The organism is Chryseobacterium sp. BGARF1, from assembly GCF_001677955.1.
Taxonomy (GTDB): Bacteria; Bacteroidota; Bacteroidia; order Flavobacteriales; family Weeksellaceae; genus Chryseobacterium.
On record NZ_LELA01000106.1, the window covers coordinates 1 to 18,919 of the forward strand.

General features: G+C 33.3%; 21 protein-coding genes and 1 other RNA gene. 19 read left to right on the top strand and 3 right to left on the bottom strand.

Going from position 1 to position 18,919, the window contains the following annotated elements; translation table 11 throughout:
- Nucleotides 1-151: 151 nt before the first annotated feature.
- The gene (gene mnmD, locus AB671_RS18695; protein ID WP_066677660.1) at nt 152-826 is read right to left on the bottom strand and encodes a tRNA (5-methylaminomethyl-2-thiouridine)(34)-methyltransferase MnmD; all 675 of its coding nucleotides are present in this window, start codon (nt 824-826) and stop codon (nt 152-154) included.
- Between the two features lie 84 nt (nt 827-910).
- Here mnmD and AB671_RS18700 point away from each other — a divergent pair, with 84 nt between their 5' ends.
- The 5 genes from AB671_RS18700 to AB671_RS18720 all read left to right on the top strand — a co-directional run bounded on the left by AB671_RS18700 (nt 911) and on the right by AB671_RS18720 (nt 5,083).
- On the top strand, nt 911-1,981 hold the full coding sequence (locus AB671_RS18700; protein WP_066677589.1) for a branched-chain amino acid aminotransferase: 1,071 nt from the start codon (nt 911-913) through the stop codon (nt 1,979-1,981).
- 212 nt (nt 1,982-2,193) lie between these two features.
- Nucleotides 2,194-2,703, top strand: a complete 510-nt coding sequence (locus AB671_RS18705; RefSeq protein WP_066677661.1) for an FKBP-type peptidyl-prolyl cis-trans isomerase — start codon at nt 2,194-2,196, stop codon at nt 2,701-2,703.
- Between the two features lie 79 nt (nt 2,704-2,782).
- Nucleotides 2,783-3,787 (top strand): peptidylprolyl isomerase, encoded by a 1,005-nt coding sequence (locus tag AB671_RS18710; protein WP_157444261.1) that lies wholly within the window; start codon nt 2,783-2,785, stop codon nt 3,785-3,787.
- Nucleotides 3,788-3,861: 74 nt separating this feature from the next.
- Nucleotides 3,862-4,437: a hypothetical protein gene (locus tag AB671_RS18715; RefSeq protein ID WP_066677595.1), complete on the top strand. Its 576-nt coding sequence runs from the start codon at nt 3,862-3,864 to the stop codon at nt 4,435-4,437.
- Between the two features lie 73 nt (nt 4,438-4,510).
- Nucleotides 4,511-5,083 carry a hypothetical protein gene (locus tag AB671_RS18720; protein ID WP_066677602.1) on the top strand — a complete coding sequence of 191 codons (573 nt, stop codon included), beginning with the start codon at nt 4,511-4,513 and terminating at the stop codon, nt 5,081-5,083.
- A gap of 128 nt (nt 5,084-5,211) precedes the next feature.
- On the opposite strand, the gene AB671_RS18725 is transcribed toward AB671_RS18720, so the two are convergent.
- Nucleotides 5,212-5,955 carry a DUF6261 family protein gene (locus tag AB671_RS18725; protein WP_066677604.1) on the bottom strand — a complete coding sequence of 248 codons (744 nt, stop codon included), beginning with the start codon at nt 5,953-5,955 and terminating at the stop codon, nt 5,212-5,214.
- Nucleotides 5,956-6,457: 502 nt separating this feature from the next.
- Between AB671_RS18725 and AB671_RS18730 the strand changes: the two genes are divergently transcribed.
- From AB671_RS18730 to AB671_RS18770, 8 genes are all read left to right on the top strand, one after another.
- Complete coding sequence (locus AB671_RS18730) at nt 6,458-7,420, top strand: hypothetical protein (protein WP_082987360.1); 963 nt, start codon at nt 6,458-6,460, stop codon at nt 7,418-7,420.
- Between the two features lie 136 nt (nt 7,421-7,556).
- Nucleotides 7,557-8,393, top strand: coding sequence for a 1,4-dihydroxy-2-naphthoyl-CoA synthase (locus AB671_RS18735; protein ID WP_066677606.1), 837 nt, complete (start codon nt 7,557-7,559; stop codon nt 8,391-8,393).
- Between the two features lie 85 nt (nt 8,394-8,478).
- A complete protein-coding gene (locus tag AB671_RS18740; RefSeq protein ID WP_066677607.1) occupies nt 8,479-9,114 on the top strand; it encodes a hypothetical protein in 636 nt (211 codons plus the stop codon).
- Nucleotides 9,115-9,195: 81 nt separating this feature from the next.
- Nucleotides 9,196-9,741, top strand: coding sequence for a PH domain-containing protein (locus AB671_RS18745; protein ID WP_066677608.1), 546 nt, complete (start codon nt 9,196-9,198; stop codon nt 9,739-9,741).
- Entirely contained in the window at nt 9,725-11,224 is a 1,500-nt protein-coding gene (locus AB671_RS18750) for a PH domain-containing protein (protein WP_066677611.1), read from the top strand. Before AB671_RS18745 ends, AB671_RS18750 begins: the two co-directional genes overlap by 17 nt.
- Before the next feature lie 62 nt (nt 11,225-11,286).
- Nucleotides 11,287-12,216 carry a 1,4-dihydroxy-2-naphthoate octaprenyltransferase gene (gene menA / locus AB671_RS18755; RefSeq protein ID WP_066677612.1) on the top strand — a complete coding sequence of 310 codons (930 nt, stop codon included), beginning with the start codon at nt 11,287-11,289 and terminating at the stop codon, nt 12,214-12,216.
- Nucleotides 12,217-12,227: 11 nt separating this feature from the next.
- On the top strand, nt 12,228-12,674 hold the full coding sequence (locus tag AB671_RS18760) for an SRPBCC family protein (protein WP_066677614.1): 447 nt from the start codon (nt 12,228-12,230) through the stop codon (nt 12,672-12,674).
- Between the two features lie 334 nt (nt 12,675-13,008).
- Nucleotides 13,009-13,695 (top strand): metal-dependent hydrolase, encoded by a 687-nt coding sequence (locus tag AB671_RS18770; RefSeq protein WP_066677616.1) that lies wholly within the window; start codon nt 13,009-13,011, stop codon nt 13,693-13,695.
- Nucleotides 13,696-13,763: 68 nt separating this feature from the next.
- Here the strand turns inward: AB671_RS18770 and ffs are convergent.
- Nucleotides 13,764-13,860, bottom strand: an RNA gene (gene ffs, locus AB671_RS18775) — signal recognition particle sRNA small type.
- A gap of 132 nt (nt 13,861-13,992) precedes the next feature.
- On the opposite strand from ffs, the gene AB671_RS18780 reads away from it, so the two are divergent.
- The 6 genes from AB671_RS18780 (at nt 13,993) to AB671_RS18800 (ending at nt 18,746) form a co-directional block, all read left to right on the top strand.
- Nucleotides 13,993-14,589 carry a DUF4199 domain-containing protein gene (locus tag AB671_RS18780; RefSeq protein WP_066677618.1) on the top strand — a complete coding sequence of 199 codons (597 nt, stop codon included), beginning with the start codon at nt 13,993-13,995 and terminating at the stop codon, nt 14,587-14,589.
- Between the two features lie 16 nt (nt 14,590-14,605).
- Nucleotides 14,606-15,556, top strand: coding sequence for a glycosyltransferase family 2 protein (locus AB671_RS18785; protein ID WP_066677620.1), 951 nt, complete (start codon nt 14,606-14,608; stop codon nt 15,554-15,556).
- Nucleotides 15,557-15,612: 56 nt separating this feature from the next.
- A complete protein-coding gene (locus AB671_RS18790; RefSeq protein ID WP_066677624.1) occupies nt 15,613-15,945 on the top strand; it encodes a hypothetical protein in 333 nt (110 codons plus the stop codon).
- Entirely contained in the window at nt 15,945-16,646 is a 702-nt protein-coding gene (locus AB671_RS18795) for a GIN domain-containing protein (RefSeq protein WP_066677626.1), read from the top strand. The genes AB671_RS18790 and AB671_RS18795 overlap by 1 nt, the downstream gene beginning before the upstream one ends.
- Before the next feature lie 64 nt (nt 16,647-16,710).
- Nucleotides 16,711-16,950, top strand: a complete 240-nt coding sequence (locus tag AB671_RS22060) for a four helix bundle protein (RefSeq protein WP_228390917.1) — start codon at nt 16,711-16,713, stop codon at nt 16,948-16,950.
- Nucleotides 16,951-17,030: 80 nt separating this feature from the next.
- Nucleotides 17,031-18,746, top strand: a complete 1,716-nt coding sequence (locus tag AB671_RS18800) for a phospho-sugar mutase (protein ID WP_066677628.1) — start codon at nt 17,031-17,033, stop codon at nt 18,744-18,746.
- The last annotated feature ends 173 nt before the right edge of the window (nt 18,747-18,919 follow it).

Consider the following 18,919-nt stretch of genomic DNA (forward strand, 5'->3'; position numbering starts at 1 on the left):
AAAGATTTTTGTGTGCTTTTTTCTTTGTACTCATCAACTTTAGATAAAAGTATCTAAATCTTTTGCCTCTTTTGTGGTTAAATAAAAATTTTAAACAAGTTTAAAATTAAAGACTTCTATATTCAATAACTTATCATTCATCATTTATAAATTATAGCTTTATCGCATTAATCATTTCTCTTTTTCCGGGAGGACCTTGTTTTTTTTCAACTTTAAAATTAAGGTCTTGTAAAATCCTTCTTACACTTCCTTTAGAAGAATAGGTTGTTAATAGTCCGTTTACATTCATTTTGTCGGAAACCATTTCAAATAAAGGCATTTCCCAAAGATCTGGCTGTACTCTTGCTCCGAAACAATCGTAATAGACAAGGTTAATTTTCGGTAAATCAATATTTTTAAGGTCAAAAAAATCACATTGAATCTTATGTAAATGAAAACCTGGAATAATTTCTACTGATTTTCCCCATTCAGATTGATGAATTTTTTGATAAATATTTTTTAATTCAATGTTATCAAAAAGCTCAAAGTAGGCTAAGTTTTCAATTTCAGACTCGTTTATTGGATATTTTTCAAGGGTAAAATAGTTGATGACATGATTTTTGTCAGTTTTTAAATATTCATTAATTGTTACCAAAACATTCAAACCTGTTCCAAAACCGAGTTCTAAAATGTTAATTTCGTAATCATTTATTAAATTTAATCCATTTTTAATAAATACATGTTCGGCTTCTTGAAGAGCCCCATGGTGAGAATGATAGTTTTCATTTAATTCACTGATAAACAGTGTTTTACTTCCGTCGTTGGTGGTCTTTATTTCTCTTTCCAAAGTAATTTTTTTCAAATTTAATCTAAAATTTTTATATTTGGAAAATTATGTTAAATTTGTAGAACATCATAAAAATTTTAAGAAATGATAATTCAAAAAACAGAAAACTCTAGAATTTCTACTTTCGATCCCAATAATTTTTCTTTTGGAGGTACTTTCAGTGATCACATGATCATTTGTGAGTACGAAGATGGAAAATGGGGCGAGGTAAAATTGGTTCCTTACGGGCCTTTATTGTTTACACCTGCGATGATGGGAGTGAATTATGGACAAGCTTGTTTTGAGGGTATGAAAGCCTACAAAGATAAAGATGGACAGGTTTTCCTTTTCAGGCCAGAAAAGAATTTTGAGCGTATCAATAAATCTGCAAATCGTTTGGCAATGCCTTCGGTTACGGAGGAAATCTTTTTAGAAGGCTTGAAAGCTTTGATTGATATCGACAGAGAATGGGTTCCTCAAGGAGAAGGTAATTCTTTATATATTAGACCATTAATTTTTGCTACTGAAGAAGCTTTAAAAGCGAGAGTATCTAATAAATATATGTTTGCAATCGTGGCAACACCTGCAAAAATGTATTACACTGAGCCTGTATCTGTGAAAATTTCTGATCACTATTCTAGAGCAGCAAGTGGTGGTGTAGGTTCTGCTAAAGCGGCAGGTAACTATGCAGCTTCTTTCTACCCAACTCAATTGGCAATGGAAGAAGGTTATGACCAGATTATCTGGACTGACGATGCTACTCACGAATATTTCGAAGAAAGTGGAACAATGAATGTTTTCGTAAGAATCAACGATACGATTTATACGCCACCTACTTCTGAGAAAATTTTGGATGGTGTTACAAGAGATAGTTTCATTCAATTAGCTAAGAAAAGAGGCTTTGAAATAAAAATAGAGCCTATCAAAGTAAAAGATGTTGTAGAAGCTCAGAAAAACGGAACTTTGAAAGAAGTTTGGGGAGTAGGAACAGCGGTTGTTACAACGGTTTTCCAAGCTTTAGGGTATAATGGTGACAAACTTGAATTACCTAGGCTTTCAGACGAAGAAAGTTTTGCTGTGATTCTTAAAAATGATTTAGTAGATTTACAAAATAACCTTACAGAAGATCCTTTCGGATGGAGAGTTTTGGTTGATCATGCACTAGAAACTGTTTAATTTTAGAATTAAATATCAATACAGAGTCAGGAATTGTTTCCTGACTTTTTTTTTGTTTAAAACCGTAGTGCAAAATAGTAATTGGTTTTAATACTAAATTAAAACTATCGTTAATGACCTTAATCTCTTAATTAAATTTCAGTAGTTTCAAAATATAAATTCCTCAAGTTTTGTAATTGATTCCCGAAATGCTTATTTTCGCAAAAGTTTTTATGAAAAAAATACTCTTCATATCCATTTTAAGCTTATTGAGCTGTAAAAGAAATAATCCGGTGCATCCACCGGTTGGCGGTGTTTTGAGCAAGAGTGATTTGGATGTTTCCAGAAACCGAATGAAAAATCTCAACACAATTGAAAGACAACAGATTCAGGATTGGATTACCAGTCAGAATATTAAATTCTTTCCCACACAATTAAACTACTGGACGACTGTCGACGGTTTTGATAAGCGAGAAAGAAGACCTGATGAGTCTACAATCTCATATTCGTACGATCTTTACGATTTTGATCAGACTAAAATTTATGATAAATCCATAAGCAGAAATGATGCAAGATTTGGGCATTTTGATGAGCTTAAAGCAGTTGAGAACGCACTTCGATATATAAAAGATGGTGAAGAAATAACCCTTCTTGTTCCATCATCATTAGCTTACGGAACTTACGGAGACGAAAATAAAATTGATAACGATATTCCTTTAATTATAAAATTAAAAGCACTCTAACATGAAATTCTTAAACAAAAATATAATCTTAGCAGCGGCGAGCGTTTCGCTTTTAAGCTGTACTCCAATTTATAAAAAGATGAACGTAGACAAAGAAACTTACGAAGGGCTTAAAGACGGACTTTATGCTAATATTCAAACTACAAAAGGTAACCTTATTGTAAAGTTTGAAGACAAAAAATCACCGGTAACTGTGGCTAACTTTGTTGGTCTTGCAGAAGGAAAAATCGATAACAAATCGAAAGCAAAAGGAGTTCCTTTTTACGACGGAACCATCTTCCACAGAGTAATTAAAGATTTTATGATTCAGGGAGGTGATCCTAAAGGAACAGGAATGGGAGATCCGGGTTACAAATTTGAAGACGAGAAAAACGACCTTAAACACACAGGAAAAGGTATTCTTTCTATGGCGAATTCAGGACCAAACACCAACGGTTCTCAGTTCTTCATCACTGAAATTGCTACACCTTGGTTAGATGGGAAGCACACTATTTTTGGTGAAGTTGTAAAAGGAGACGATGTAATTGATGCAATTGCTAATGTAGAAAAAGGAGCTCAGGATAAACCAAAAACTGACATCGTACTTGAAAAAGTAAGCATTTTCAGCAAAGGAGATGAGTACAAAGGATATGATGCTGCGAAAACTTTCACAGAAGGAAAAGGTAAAATCGCTGCTAACAACAAAGCAATGGCTGAAAAAGCTGAAGCTGATGCAAAGAAAGCTTTAGAAGATTTAAAAGCTGGAATGCAGGTAACCGAATCTGGACTTTACTATAAAATCACTAAAAAGACTGAAGGAAAAGCTGCAAAAGCAGGTGATAACGTTCAGGTACATTATGCTGGTAAATTAACTAACGGAACTGAATTCGACTCTTCATTCAAAAGAAATGAGCCTTTAGAATTCCCTGTAGGAACAGGTAGAGTGATCAAAGGATGGGACGAAGGAATCTTATTATTAAAAGAAGGTGAAACCGCTACTTTATTAATCCCACCAGCAATGGGTTACGGAGAAAGAGGTGCTGGAGGAGTTATTCCACCAAATGCATGGTTAATCTTCGATGTAGAATTGGTAAAAGTTCCTTAATCGGAAATTTTTAAATATATTTGAAGGCCGTCTCGAAAGAGGCGGCTTTTATAATTTTTAAATAAGATCATTTCATGAAAACTAAATTAATTACATCGTTATTTATTCTTATTTCTCTGTTTTCTTTCGCACAAACAAAGGTAAATACGGACGATCAGGCAATCAGAAAATCGATGGTTTATTTTGCCAATACGATTAAATATAAAAAGCTAGACCAGACGGTTGATGCTATTTATCCTAAATTCTTCACAATCGTTAACAAGGAGCAGTTCACGCAAATGCTGAACATGACCTACAATAATCCTTTTGTAAAAATCGATGTTCTGGATATGAAATTTATTTCTGTAGGAAAACCTGAGCTAGTTGAAGGTGAAAATTTCTCAATTACAAGCTATTATCTAAAACTGAAAGCCGATGTAAGCTCGATGAACGAAGAAATGAAAAAATCTATTTCAGAAATGCTTACCAAAAAATATGGTCAGGGAACTGTAGAATATCTTGCTAAGGAAGGCGCTTATATCATTAATGCGCCGATGAAAATGGTTGCTGTATCGAAAGATAAGAAAAACTGGAAAGTGATTTTTGCAGATAAAGAATATAAGAAACAATTGATGAAAGTTCTACCGAAAAAGATTTTAGATAAATTGTAAAAATGTAAAAGCCGATTCGTAAGAGTCGGCTTTTTTATTACTTTTGTGTTCCAAAAAAAACTAATTTTTTAAGATGAAAAATAAATTCATTACCACATTATTTGTTCTTATATCTATACTTTCTTTCGCTCAAGCCAAAGGAAGCTCTGAGGAAATTCAGATAAAAAAATCTCTTACTTATTTTATCAATAGTATTAAGGCTAAAAAGATGAACCAAGCTGTAGATTGTATTTATCCAAAATATCTCACATTAATTTCCAAAGAACAGATGACGCAGATCCTGGAAGTGACATATAATAATCCACTTCTAAAAATTGATATAGAGGATTTAAATTTTGGAGTGATTGAGAAACCTGAATTAATTGATGGGGAATATTTTTCTATTACTAATTACGGCTTTAAACTACAATGTGATGTCAGTTCCACGAATGACGAGACACAAAATAAAATTGAAACTGCTTTGAATACTAAATATGGACAAGGTAATGTGAAGGTATTAAAAAAGGGTATTTATTTTATTAATGCTAAAATGAAAGCGTGTGCAATTTCAAAAGATAAAAAATATTGGAAGTTTTTAATTCTTGAAAAAAATTATAAGCCTCAATTAGTCAGAATTCTACCCAAGAAGATTTTAGATAAAATATAATTATAAAAGCCGACTCTTACGAGTCGGCTTTTTTTGTTGAAATTCAGTGGAAGCATATCAATGCAAAATTTGCATTCAAGCATATCCAAAATAATTTAAAAAAATGCTCCTTTTCGGACGGTTCCATATTACTCAGGCTTCTTCGCATCCTTATTTCCTATTCTTCTTGAAAGAACCACATTCGAGAAATAATTCCTTCCATTATTGATAATGATAAGAATATCTTTGTAATAGGTATCTTCTTTCACAGAAGCCATTGCAGCGATATAGTTGGTCATGGTTTTGTAATCTGAAGCCAGTGTTTTGCGGAGAATTTTAACATCGGCTACTACTTTCTGAGAAGTTTTAAAAGACCTTTGAGCAAAAAGCTGATTAAAGTCTGTATTCGACGCTGCAAGATTCATAATGAATTTTTCGATTCCCAAAGTTAAAGCTGAGTTATAAAATTCTGGCGACTGCAATCTTCCAATGAGCGAATTGAGCCTGTTGGTTTCAGATTCGTAAGAATCATCCTCTACGCCTTTGTATTCAGAAATAAGAAGCCGGATTGCATTATAGGCATCGGTTTCAGTCTGTGTTTTGGCATTTCTGTAGGGTTTTAAAGAATCTCTTAGCGCCTGTATATCACGATCCCTCACTTTATCAAGTTTGAAGATCTGTTCAGATTCTTCACTTGCCCTGATTTGATCCAGAGCTGCATTGTATGCCGGAAGCTGATTCTGCAAAGCCTCATAAAGTCTTTTGAAATCTGGATCGACATTGATGTCTAGTGATTTGGTATTGTAATCTTCAAAGAATCTTACAATCAGTTGACCGAATTCTGCGTTTTGTAGCCCATTCATATAAAGGCTGTTTAATTTAATTGTACTCATAATTTGTGTTTTAATAGTATACTTTAAAATTGGATGTGTTTAGGGCAAACCAAAAAAGGAAGAAGGTTTCCCAATTTGGGACAGAATGAAACTCTTTAGTGGGAGACTTTCCCAAATTGGGAAAGTGAGGATCGTATTAAATTTTGATTATCCCAAATTGGGAAGATATAAACCAAAATAGAGGAGTTGAAATGTGGCGTTTTTTCATCTTAATTGTATTTGTGTTATTCAAATGTAGCATAATTATCAATTAGTTGAGAAAAATAATTAAAAAAATAACAAATTTATTTTGGTACATAATAAAGTCCTGATCTCTTTTTTAACACAAAAGCATAAAAAAGAAATTTAAGCGTTGAGAAAATGGAAAGATTTTAAGACAGTTATTTGTCTGTAAGCTTGTAACGGATTTTTAATATCTTAAGATTTTTTGAAGTGTTTGGAGTTTAAAAATATCATATCCTAAACAATTTTATATCTTTAAAAATCCTAAAACCAAAATGAAGTGCGCAGACAGATATTCTCATTCTTATTTATTTTTATCACCTTATTTTTTCAGGCTCAGAGTGTTATCGTAAAAGGAGTAGCAAGAGATACTACAAAAACCAGAAATTATGTGCATATTACAGTTAACGATACCTTAAGAAAATATCGGGAAATGGCTACAAAAGCGAAGATTAGAAATGGTGATGCCTATCTGGAGCTTACAAAAAATAAAGATTTTGTTACGCGCGCAGACAGCTTAGGAAATTATACGATAAAAGCAAAGTTGACAGATACTTTATATTTTGCAAAATACAAGCATTACACCCAGAAATATAAGGTTGAAGATATTATCAAGAATAAAATTAAAGTGCAGCTTGTTCCCGAGCCATGTGTACCTTATGTTGCCTGTGAAGAACAAATACTTTCACAATTTTATATTTTCATTGGTGAGAAAATAGCGATGAATTTCAAAGAAGATCCTTACTATTGTAATGCGATGTCATTGGATATGGGAGGCTTTGAATGTACTTACAGGATTAAAGAAAAAGTGTATGGAGGTTACCCTAAAGATACTATTGAGTTCAAAGCGTATGATCATTACGGCAGCCCGGCATTTGGTAAGTATAAGAATGTTTTACTTTTTGTAAGTGAATATTGCGGTAAGCTTTATCATGAAAAGTACCAGTTTTACGACCTTTTCAAAACAAAAGAGGGAAGATGGGCAAGTCCTGGTGATCCTTATAAAAATGACCAATTTCTAAAAGAAAAAACAGTAGAGGCGCAAAAAATGGAATTTGGCGAGGATGCATGGGTAGATTTGTCTAAAATGGTGAAAAATGAGAAAGAAAAATATGCACTTCCTTACTATAAAATTGTAGGCGACAGAGCTTTTCCTTTAATGGGAAATTATGTGGATGATCTTGTGAAGACAAAAGCTAACGGCGTTCTTAAGGGAAGAAGCATAAAACTTGATCGCAATTAAATTATTACATCATGGTTCTTTTCAGTATTATGTTTGAATATAAAATATAGAAACATTGATCACTCATTACCGATTACCTATTACCCATATCAAATTTTCTCCTTAATTCCGTATATTTGGGGAAAATTTTTACAAAATGATCGAGTGGAAAACCGTAAAGGAATACGAAGATATTACTTATAAAAAATGCAACGGCGTGGCAAGAATTGCCTTCAACAGACCGGAAATTCGTAATGCATTTAGGCCAAAAACAACTTCAGAATTGTATGATGCTTTTTATGACGCATCAGAAGACCCGTCAATTGGGGTAGTTTTGCTTTCAGGAGAAGGGCCAAGTTCTAAAGACGGAGTTTGGGCATTCTGCAGCGGAGGCGACCAAAAAGCAAGAGGTCAGCAAGGGTATGTAGGGGAAGACGGAAGACACCGTTTGAATATTCTTGAAGTTCAAAGACTGATCCGTTTTATGCCAAAAGCTGTGATTGCGGTTGTTCCGGGATGGGCAGTTGGTGGCGGTCACTCGCTTCATGTAGTTTGTGATTTGACGCTGGCAAGTAAAGAACACGCTATTTTCAAGCAAACTGATGCTGATGTAACGAGCTTTGACGGTGGTTACGGTTCTGCTTATTTAGCGAAAATGGTTGGACAGAAAAAAGCACGTGAGATTTTCTTTTTAGGAAGAAATTATAATGCACAGGAAGCTTTCGATATGGGAATGGTAAATGCTGTAATTCCTCACGACGAACTTGAAGATACTGCTTACGAATGGGCGCAGGAAATTTTAGCTAAATCTCCAATGTCAATTAGAATGTTGAAGTTTGCCATGAACCTTACAGACGACGGAATGGTTGGTCAGCAGGTTTTTGCGGGTGAAGCAACCCGTTTGGCATACATGACCGAAGAAGCAAAAGAAGGTAGAAATGCATTCCTTGAAAAGAGAAAGCCAGACTTTGGGAAAGACCAGTGGATCTCTTAAAATATAAATAATAAGTAATAGGTAATGAGTGATTTCATTACCTATTATTTTGTAATTTTAGGGAAGTTCTAAAAACCAATTGGGTATGAGAAAGCATAAAAAGATATATTATGTTGCCGGAATTATCAGTGCTCTTTTAGTTCCTCTTTTGTTTATATACCACGCTACGCCTGTTTACGATCAAGTGAACATGAGAGTATTGGATATTGGACTTCCTTATAAAGCTAAAAAGGGAGAAAAGATTCCGGAATATACACAAATTCCGAAAGAGGGATGGAATTGCAAAACAATCAACGTAAAGCCTGATTTTGACGCAATAACTGAAAAGAATTTCATTAAAGAGATCGATCAGTTAGTAGAAAATGATATTGATCAAACCGGAATACGGTTTCAACTTTCCGACAAAAATGTTTATGCAGATATTATAGGTTTGCTTAATATTATGCTGAAAACGAAACAGGAAATGTACGGTCTTGATATGGATGAAACCAACAGTTTATATGTCCTTTATAAAAAACCTTTGAAAATAGTAGAATATACCATGTGTGGAACTGATGAACATATGATGTATTCGAATATGAATCAATATAATTATGCTAATGCCAACTTCTGGAATAAACTTATTTACTATTCTCCCAAAGAATCTTATTATTTAATTTTTGGTTTTTTAATGCTGATTTACTGCGCTATGCTCAGACCTAAACTGAGTTTTAAAATTTAATTTATTCTTTCGGATGATCTTGCAGACAATAGATAATAAGAATTTGCCTTATCTGGAAAATCTGCGAGAGATCTTTATAATATGGAGCAAAATTTTCAAAACCCACAAATCTTAGATTTCGAAATTCCTGATTTCGAGGATTTAAAACTGACGGCAGTTTCACCAAAATACCTTAAGATTATTTTATTTAATCTGGGTTTGTTTTCTGTTTTTCTAATCGGAGCGGTTACTGTAGCTTTTTATTTTTTTTATTTCAATTTGAGTCTAATTCAGATTTGGGCGATTGTCATTGGAATTTTTCTGATGATCGTTTTTATTTTTCTGAATGCGCTGATCGGTTTTAAGTTCAGAAAATACGCAGTTCGTGAAAAGGATTTGGTGTACCAATATGGCTGGCTGAAACGAAGTGTAATTATTGTTCCGTTCAACAGGATTCAGCACATCAAAGTAGAGCAGGGCTGGTTCTCTAAAATATTGGGCTTAAGATCGGTCTCGGTTTTTACAGCCGGTGTTAGCGGTGGAGATGTTACTGTAAACGGTCTTCCTGAAGATATTGCTGAAGGAATTAATCATCACATCAGAGGAACAATTTCGAAAGAAAAAACAGAAGATGGAGGAAAAGCTTAATTCTTTTTTTAAACCGCAAAGACAGTCGAAAACGGGTATCGTATTGCTTTTTCTGTACAATATCGGAATGGTGATTAAAAACTTATGGGTTTTTGTCATCCTTTTTTTTGTCAGAAAAGAGAAGATAGAACCTTGGATTATTGTTCTTGCAATTATTGCCGGACTCTTAATTCTTATTGTTTCTGCGGTTTTGCAATACTATCATTTTAAATATTATATTGATGAAGAAAACGAAGAATTCGTCATTCACGAAGGAATCATCAATACATCGGTGACTAAGATTAAAAAAGAAAATATTCAGGAGGTTAATATTTCACAGCCTTTTGTTCATCGGTTTTTTAATATCTACAAACTCGAAATCGATACTCCTGGAAGCTCTGAAAAAGAAGTCAAAATTTCGGCATTGACGAAACAGAACGCAGTTGACCTTAAGAAATATCTTTTAACAGAAACAAAACTCGAAAATACTTTAATAGGGGATATTGAAATTGCCGAAGATCAGGAAGTTGAAAAGCTTCGTTCAATAAAAATTTCAACGCTCAGTATTTTAAAATATGGAATAACGGCAAATTATATTCAAAGCTTTTTTGCACTGGTCAGTTTACTGATTTATGGTTTTTCTGAGCTGAATAATTTGCTTAAAAAAGTCGAGTTTGATACCCAATTAGATTACGATACTCTAGAATCTCAGTTTTTGGCATTTTCCATTCCTGTTATTCTTGGAATTGTTGTAGTTGTCATTATTGTAGGAATTCTGATCAATACGGTTCGTACGTTGATTAAATTTTTCAACTTTAAGATCAGCGAAAATAATCAGAGTTTTTCTTTTGAGTACGGATTATTCAATACCCGAAATTCAATTGTGAACAAATCAAAAGTTCAGGTGATCACAGAAACACAGAACTGGATTCAGAAGAAAATGAAAATTTCTTTTGTGAAATTTCTTCAGATTGGAAAAAATGAGGAAGATGAAAAGAAAGTTGCAGCCGTTCCCGGAATTAATAATACAGAAAAAGCAAAACTGATCTCAACAATTTGGAATGAAGATCCTGTTTTTGAAAATGAGTTAAAACCTAATTTCAGATTAATTATCGTCCACACTTTTCAATGGATCGTTCTGCCTTTGTTTCTCGTTTTCTTTATTGAAAAAGAGTTATTCATAAACTATTGGTTTTTAGTAGTTATCTATGTTGTTCTAGCGGAATTGTTTATTCTGATTTCTTTTAAAAATTTAAAATTGTTTTACAGCGAAAGATTTATAAGATTAAAATCAGGAATTTGGGACATCGATAACCGAACTTTTGAGGTAGAAAAGCTTCAAACTGTGAAAATTTCTCAGTATTTTTGGCAAAGAAAAACAAACTTAGGAAGTATCACTTTTTATACCTCTGCAGGACGCTTCAAAATCGTTGCTTTAAACTTTACAAAGCTCAAAAAACTGTTGAATTACTGCATTTATAAAATAGAAACATCTAAAAAATAAATGATAATTAATTAATGATAATCGATATATCATTAATCAATTATCTCTTATCAATTATAATTATGGTCGATTGGATAAAAGCTGCAAGGCTTAGAACGTTACCGCTTTCGTTAAGCGGAATTATTATGGGTTCTTTCATTGCAAAATGGAGACTTAATGAAGATGGGGGAATTTGGGATTGGAAGATCTTTGCTTTGGCGCTTTTAGTGACTTTGCTGTATCAGGTTTTATCAAACTATGCCAATGATTACGGAGATGGTGTAAAAGGAACCGATGCCAAGAGGATTGGTGAAGCAGAAGCCAGAGCAGTTGCATCAGGAAGAATTACTGCACAACAGATGAAAAATGCAGTGATTTTATTCTCTGTTTTATCTTTTGTAGCGACAATTGCCCTTTTATATTTGGCTTTTATTCCTGAATTTATGAATGAGTTTTATATTTTCATCGGATTGGGAGTGGCGAGTATTTTGGCAGCAATTGGTTATACGGTTGGTAAAAAACCTTACGGATATATGGGATTGGGCGATGTTTTCGTATTTATATTCTTTGGTTTAGTTTCAGTTTGTGGAAGTTATTTTCTATTTACAAAAAATTTTTCTTGGGATATTCTTTTACCGGGAACCGCAATCGGAATGATGAGTATGGCAGTTTTGAATCTGAATAATATGCGTGACATTGAAAGCGACAGATTATCAGGGAAAAACAGTCTTGCTTTGAGAATTGGTTTTAGAAATGCAATGATTTACCAAATGGTTTTATTGCAGCTTCCATTGATTTTGATTCTTGTATTTTTAGGAATAAACGGGTTTATTCAAATGCAAAATTATTACGTGTTTATTGTAATGATTTTGTTGATTCCAGTTGCGAAATTGAGAAGAAATATTATGGCGGTAAAAGAGCCAAAACAACTTGATCCGTTTTTGAAACAGGTAGGAATTCTTACTTTGATGATGGCAGTTTTAACGGCTGTAGGTCTTAATTATTTTAGCTAAAATTTTCTGTTATGGAATCTAAAATATTTGTTCAGGCTCAGATGCTAATCAGAAAACCTATTCATGAGGTTTTTGAAGCGTTTATTAATCCCGAAATTACCACCAATTTTTGGTTTACTAAATCAACAGGCAAGCTGGAAGAAGGTAAAACTATTGTTTGGGAATGGGAAATGTATAATGCGAAATCTGAAGTAAAAACTCTCCAGATCATTCCAGATCAGCTTATAAGAACAGAGTGGGGATTGTTTTCCAACAATGTAGATTACGAGTTCAAAGAAATGGAAAAAGGAACTTTGGTCATTATCAAAAGTTATGGGTATTCTGAAAAAGGAGATGAACTTTTATCTGTAATTAATGACAACACAGGAGGTTTTACAACCGTTTTAGATGGCTGCAAAGCTTACTTAGAACACGGAATTAATCTGAGATTAATTGAAGATAAATTTCCACAGAAGTAATCATGAGCAACAGGTTTTACAAAATTATTTCATGGATTTCAGTACTTTTTCCAATAGGCTTTTTTTTACTATTAGCTAAAGAGTTGATATTTGGAAAGCTTTTAATATCTGAAATTGCAATTATACCGATTGTTTTAGGGGTAATTTTATTAATTGATTTTGTTATTTCTTTTTCGATTTTAAAACATAGAAGCAAACCTCATTTCATCATTATCATATTTCAAATTTTAATAATAGCATTTTGTTTATACTTGATTTATTTTTACAATAGCAGTATGTCGGTGAAGGTAGAAAGAGTAATAGATCCATAAATAAACATAAAAATAAATTTACAATGAAAATACAATACTTAGGACAAAACTGTTTTTTGTTCACGTACAAAGACAAAACGATTCTTTGTGACCCTTTTTACAACTACAAAAAAGCGGAATCAGGGTTTGATATTTCGGCTCAAAAAATCGATTATATTTTAATCACTCACGCTCACGGAGATCATATTGCTGATGTAGGAGAGGTTTTGCAGCATTACCCTGAAGCTACAATTATCGGTCAGCCGGAAATCTGTGCTTATTTTAAAAATGCTAAAAATACTGATGATGTAAACTTGGGAGGGTCGGCAAAAATCGATGATCTTAAAATTTCTATGGTTCCGGCTCATCATACAAGTTCGTTTCCTGATGGAACTTATGGAGGTGTCCCTGTAGGATATATTTTCAGACTTCCTGAAGGTAAAAATGTATATTTGGCAGGAGATACAGGAGTAATGGCAGATATGCAGTTGTTTCTGGCTTTGTATGGGAATTTAGACTTATCAATCCTTCCAATTGGCGGTCATTATACAATGTGTGCGAGAAAAGCGGCTTTTGCAGCGTCAGAATTATTGAAAACTCCAAAAGTAATCGGATGTCATTTTGATACTTTCCCTGCAATAGCAATTAATCATGATAGTGCTGCAAAACATTTTGCCGATAAGAATGTTGAACTGGTTTTACCTAAACTTGGAGAAAGCTTCGATATATAACAAAAAAAATTAAGAGATTAAGTAATTTAAATAAAATCATCTTAATCTCTTAATTTATAAAAATAAAAAAATGGCAAGCTACCTAAATCACACCGCTCAACCAATTACCTTTGCTGCGTTCCCACCCTGGAGGATTCTCAGGAGCTGGTTGTTTAGGACTTGCCGTTGCAAATATAGGAACTTATTTTAAATTTAAAAATATTATTACAGAAAAAATCTCTAAAAATCCCTTTATTAAAGCTAAAACGCTGAAATTTAGACCAATATTTTTTAAGAAATTTTCTAAAAACTTTAATTATGACGAAAAGTCCACTTACCCTAGGAATTTTACTGTATGCCGTTACAATGGCCATTTTTTTTGTAGTCTACACATTTTTTTCAGGTATCGAGTATTTTGATACAACCTTGAAAGTCAACGCTTTCGTTTTGCCGATTGTCTATGTTTTATTTGCTTTTTGGTCTGTAAAATCTCACTGGAACAACCATCAAATGAATTTTAAGGAAGCTTTTAAAAGAGCATTCGTTCCAATGTTTGTAGGCGGAATTTTGTCTATTGTAAGTATCTTTTCTTTCTTAAATTTCATCGATACTGATGCGAAAAAGCTGTTAAATTACCAATATGTACACCGTCAAAAATCTGAATTGGATAAAGAATATCAATCTGCAAAAAAGATTCTGAAGCATCAAAAAGATATTGATGAGCTAGAGCAAAAATATCAGGAAGGCCTTCAAAGGTTTGATCCTGCGATAATAAAAGATAAAGATATGCTTACTGCGAGTCATTTTTCAGGATATTTTGCCGCAATTCTTATATTTTACGTAATTTTGTCTGTCTTTTTTGGGGCGTTTTTCAGAAAGAAAACAAACCATCAGGAAGCAATTAATCAAGACTAATTTTTATTAAAATTAAATGAATTTATCTATAGTAATTCCGTTACTCAACGAAGAGGAGTCTCTCGAAGAGTTATTTACAAGAATCGACAACGTTTGTAAAACCAGTAACTTATCTTATGAAGTTTGGTTTATCGATGACGGAAGTACAGATTTGTCGTGGAGCATTATTGAGAATTTAAAAGTTCAGCATCCACAAATCCACGGAATAAAATTTTCCAGAAATTACGGAAAATCTCAGGCTTTACATGCTGCTTTTGAAAGAGCACACGGTGATGTTGTTATCACTATGGATGCCGATTTACAAGACTTCCCGGAAGAAATTCCTGAGCTTTACAGAATGGTGATTGAAGACAATTACGACATTGTTTCGGGTTGGAAGAAAAAGCGTTTTGATAATGTAATGACCAAAAATATTCCTTCAAAACTTTTCAACGCTGCGGCAAGAAAAGTTTCAGGAGTTTATTTGCACGACTTCAACTGTGGTCTGAAAGCGTATAAAAAACAGGTTGTAAAATCGATTGATGTGTATGGAGATATGCACCGATATATTCCCGTTTTAGCTGCAAATGCTGGTTTCAGAAGAATTACAGAAAAAGAAGTTCCGCATCAGGCAAGACCTTATGGAACATCAAAATTTGGAACCGAAAGATTCGTGCGAGGATTTTTAGATTTGGTAACTCTTTGGTTTGTAAGTCGTTTTGGCGGTAGACCAATGCATTTTTTCGGAGCCGTAGGAACCATTATGTTTATCGTAGGTTTTCTTTCAGCTTTTTGGTTGGGAATTTCGAAACTGATTGATGTAGCAAGAGGAATTTACGGACATTTAATTACCAATAATCCTTGGTTTTTTATTGCATTAACGATGATGTTGATGGGAACATTGCTTTTCATTGCAGGATTCTTGGGAGAAATGATCATCAGAACCAACAGAGAACATAAGAATTATAATATTGACGAAGTGATATAAGCTGTATGAAATTTTATCTATTAATTCTATGTACCTTGTTTCTATCATGTTCAGAAGTGAAACAGACAGAGCCGATAACTTCGCAATGGGAATTTATCAGCATTAATGAAGGCGAAAGATACGAAGTTGATGCTAAAATGTTGAATAACATCAACGAAGAGTATGGTACTGGTACATTGGAATTTAAAGATGATTTGTCTTTTTTATCGTTGGGAAACAAAAATAAGAGTGAGGGTACTTATGCTTTAAAAAATAACACTTTGGTTATGCAATATTCTAATCTGCCTGAGCCAATAAAGTTTAATTATTCTGTTGTTGACAAAAAATATTTGCTTTTAAGGAATACTGATGGTAAAAAACTAACATGGCTTTATAAAAAAAGTAAATAATGAAAAAAATAGTTGTAGGAATAAGTTTACTGGCTATATTTTCCTGTGGTAAAATTTCTCCAAAAGGAAATTTAGAGAAGAAAGAAATTGATGTTGAAGAATTTGTAAACCTTGACCTTGAAGGGAAATTTCGTGTATTTTATGCAAGAGGACCGAAAAACTTTGTGGAAGTAGAAACCTACCCAAACATAGCCGGAAATTTGGATATTGATGTGGACGATAAGACTTTATCTATAAAAGAAAGCCGAAAAACAAAAGGTGTTGATTTTTATAATATCACGATTTATTCAAAATACAATCTGGAGAAAATTTCAATTTCAGACTCTGTGGAAATGAATATTTCTAGTGAAATTAAAACTGATAATTTCAAATTAAATTTAAAAAATTACGCTACTTTTATGGGTTCATTGAACACAAGAAGAGCGGAAATTGATATGCAGAATAGAAGCCGTGCTAATTTTTTAGGTGAAACTAAAGATGCGGTAATAAAGATCTCAGATACAGCAAGTTTAATTGCTCCTTATTGGAAAATCGTCAACTTAAATGTAGATTCTCAAAATGGAAACTATGCAGAAGTTAACGTAAAAGATACACTGAAAGGAACTGTAAAAAATACAGCAAAATTTGTGTATTATAATGATCCAATCAGAGCTTTTAAAGTGGATAAAACTACGAGGGTGGAGAATAAGAAATTGAATTAGAAGCCGGAAGTTAGAAGAGGGATGATGGAAGTTAAGTAGGTTTGAAGTTTTAAAATTTATTAATATTAGAAGAGCGTCTGATTCTATTGCATTAAATATTTCTGAAGGAAGTATTTTGCAGTCTAAATTAGAGTTTAGAAAATTTTTAGGATATTCAATACGCTCATTAGCTGAAGTAGTGACTTGTCTTTATAAAGCAAAAAACAGAAAATATATTTCTGAAGAAGAGTTTAGTAAATTATATAATGAAAGTTATAGTTTAATGAATCAGGTTATAGCTTTCAGAAATCAAATAAAAGAATAAAAAAGGCTGGAAGCCTAAAGCTGTATGATGGAGACTTCCTGCTCCCTGCTTCAAACTTCCAACCTCAAAAACATACAAATATGACAACATTAGAAAAAGCGAAACTTTGGTTAAGTGACACCTTTGATAAAGAAACAAGGGATGCTGTTCAATCTTTAATCGACAGCAATTCTCCTGATTTGGAAGACTCTTTTTACAGAGAATTAGAGTTCGGAACCGGAGGAATGAGAGGAATAATGGGTGTTGGGACCAATCGCTTAAATAAATATACATTAGGTCAGGCAACACAAGGTCTTGCCAATTATATGCTAGAGCAGTTTCAAGGTGAGGAGATCAGTGTTGCGATTGCTTATGACGTTCGTCACAATTCAAAAGAATTCGGAAAACTGGTAGCTGATGTTTTAACAGCAAACGGAATTAAAGTTTTGTTGTTTAAAAATCACAGACCAACTCCGGAATTATCTTTTACCGTTCGTGATAAAAAATGCAACGGAGGAATTGTTTTAACGGCTTCTCACAATCCACCAGAATACAACGGATATAAAGTATATTGGAATGACGGTGCACAAATCGTTCCACCACATGATGAAGCAATCATTAATGAAGTATATTCTGTAAAATTTGAAGAAATTAAATTTGAAGGAAATGATAATCTAATCGAATGGATTGGAGAAGAGCAGGATGATGTTTATATCGATGCTTGCATCGAAAATTCAACCTATCAAGATGTTGGAAAAGGAAATTTAAATATTGTTTTCACGTCTATTCACGGCACAACTTATACAACAGTTCCACAAGCTTTGGAAAAAGCAGGATTCAAGAAAGTAGACCTTGTTAAGGAGCAGATGATCCCGAGCGGAAATTTCCCTACGGTAGATTCTCCAAACCCGGAAGAACCTGCAGCTTTGGAAATGGCGATGGATCTAGCTAAAATTACCAATGCAGATATCGTTATTGGAACAGATCCGGATGGAGACAGATTAGGAATTGCTGTTAGAAACTTAGAAGGCGAAATTCAGTTGTTAAACGGAAACCAATGTAATACTATTTTAACGTATTATATTTTAGATCAGTGGAAAAAACAAGGAAGAATTACCGGAAAAGAATTTATCGGTTCTACGATTGTAACTTCAGATATTTTCTTTGATATTGCTGAAAAATTCGGTGTTGACTGTAAAGTTGGATTGACAGGCTTCAAATGGATAGGAAAAATGATCCGTGATTTTGAAGGTCAGGAAAAATTTGTTTGTGGTGGTGAAGAAAGTTTCGGTTTTATGACCGGAGATTTCGTTCGTGACAAAGATTCTTGTGGAAGTATCATTTTAGCTTGCGAAATTGCAGCTTGGTGTAAAGCCAACGGAAAAACGATGTATGAATACATGATTGAGATCTATCAGGAAACCGGGATGTATTACGAAGGTTTAATTAATATCGTTAAAAAAGGAAGAGACGGAGCGGAAGAAATTCAGAATATGATGAAAAATTTCCGTGAAAATCCTCCAAAATCATTAGCTGGCTCTCTTGTAGAAGAAGTGAAAGATTTTAAAGAGCAAACCAATTTCGTTGTTTCTGAAAATAAAAAACAGGTGATGGATGAGATTCCAAAATCTAACGTGTTGATTTATTACACGCAAGACGGAACAAAAGTTTGCGTAAGACCTTCAGGAACAGAACCGAAAATCAAATTTTATGTTTCTGTGAAAGAGACCATAACTTCAAAAGAAGATTTTGAAGAAACGTTGAAAGTTTTGGAAGCAAAAATAGAAGAAGTAAGAGAAGACCTTCAGTTGAATTAAAATAAGGTTGCAGGAATTAGGTTTTAGGTAATAGTTTAATGATTTTGATTATCATTAATTTTAGTCATTTATTGAAAACTTTTGTGTTCTTTGCTGAGTGAAACGCCTTTGCGAACTTAAAAACATTTAGTTGTTTAAAAAACTTTGCGAACTTTGCGTTAAAATCAAGCATT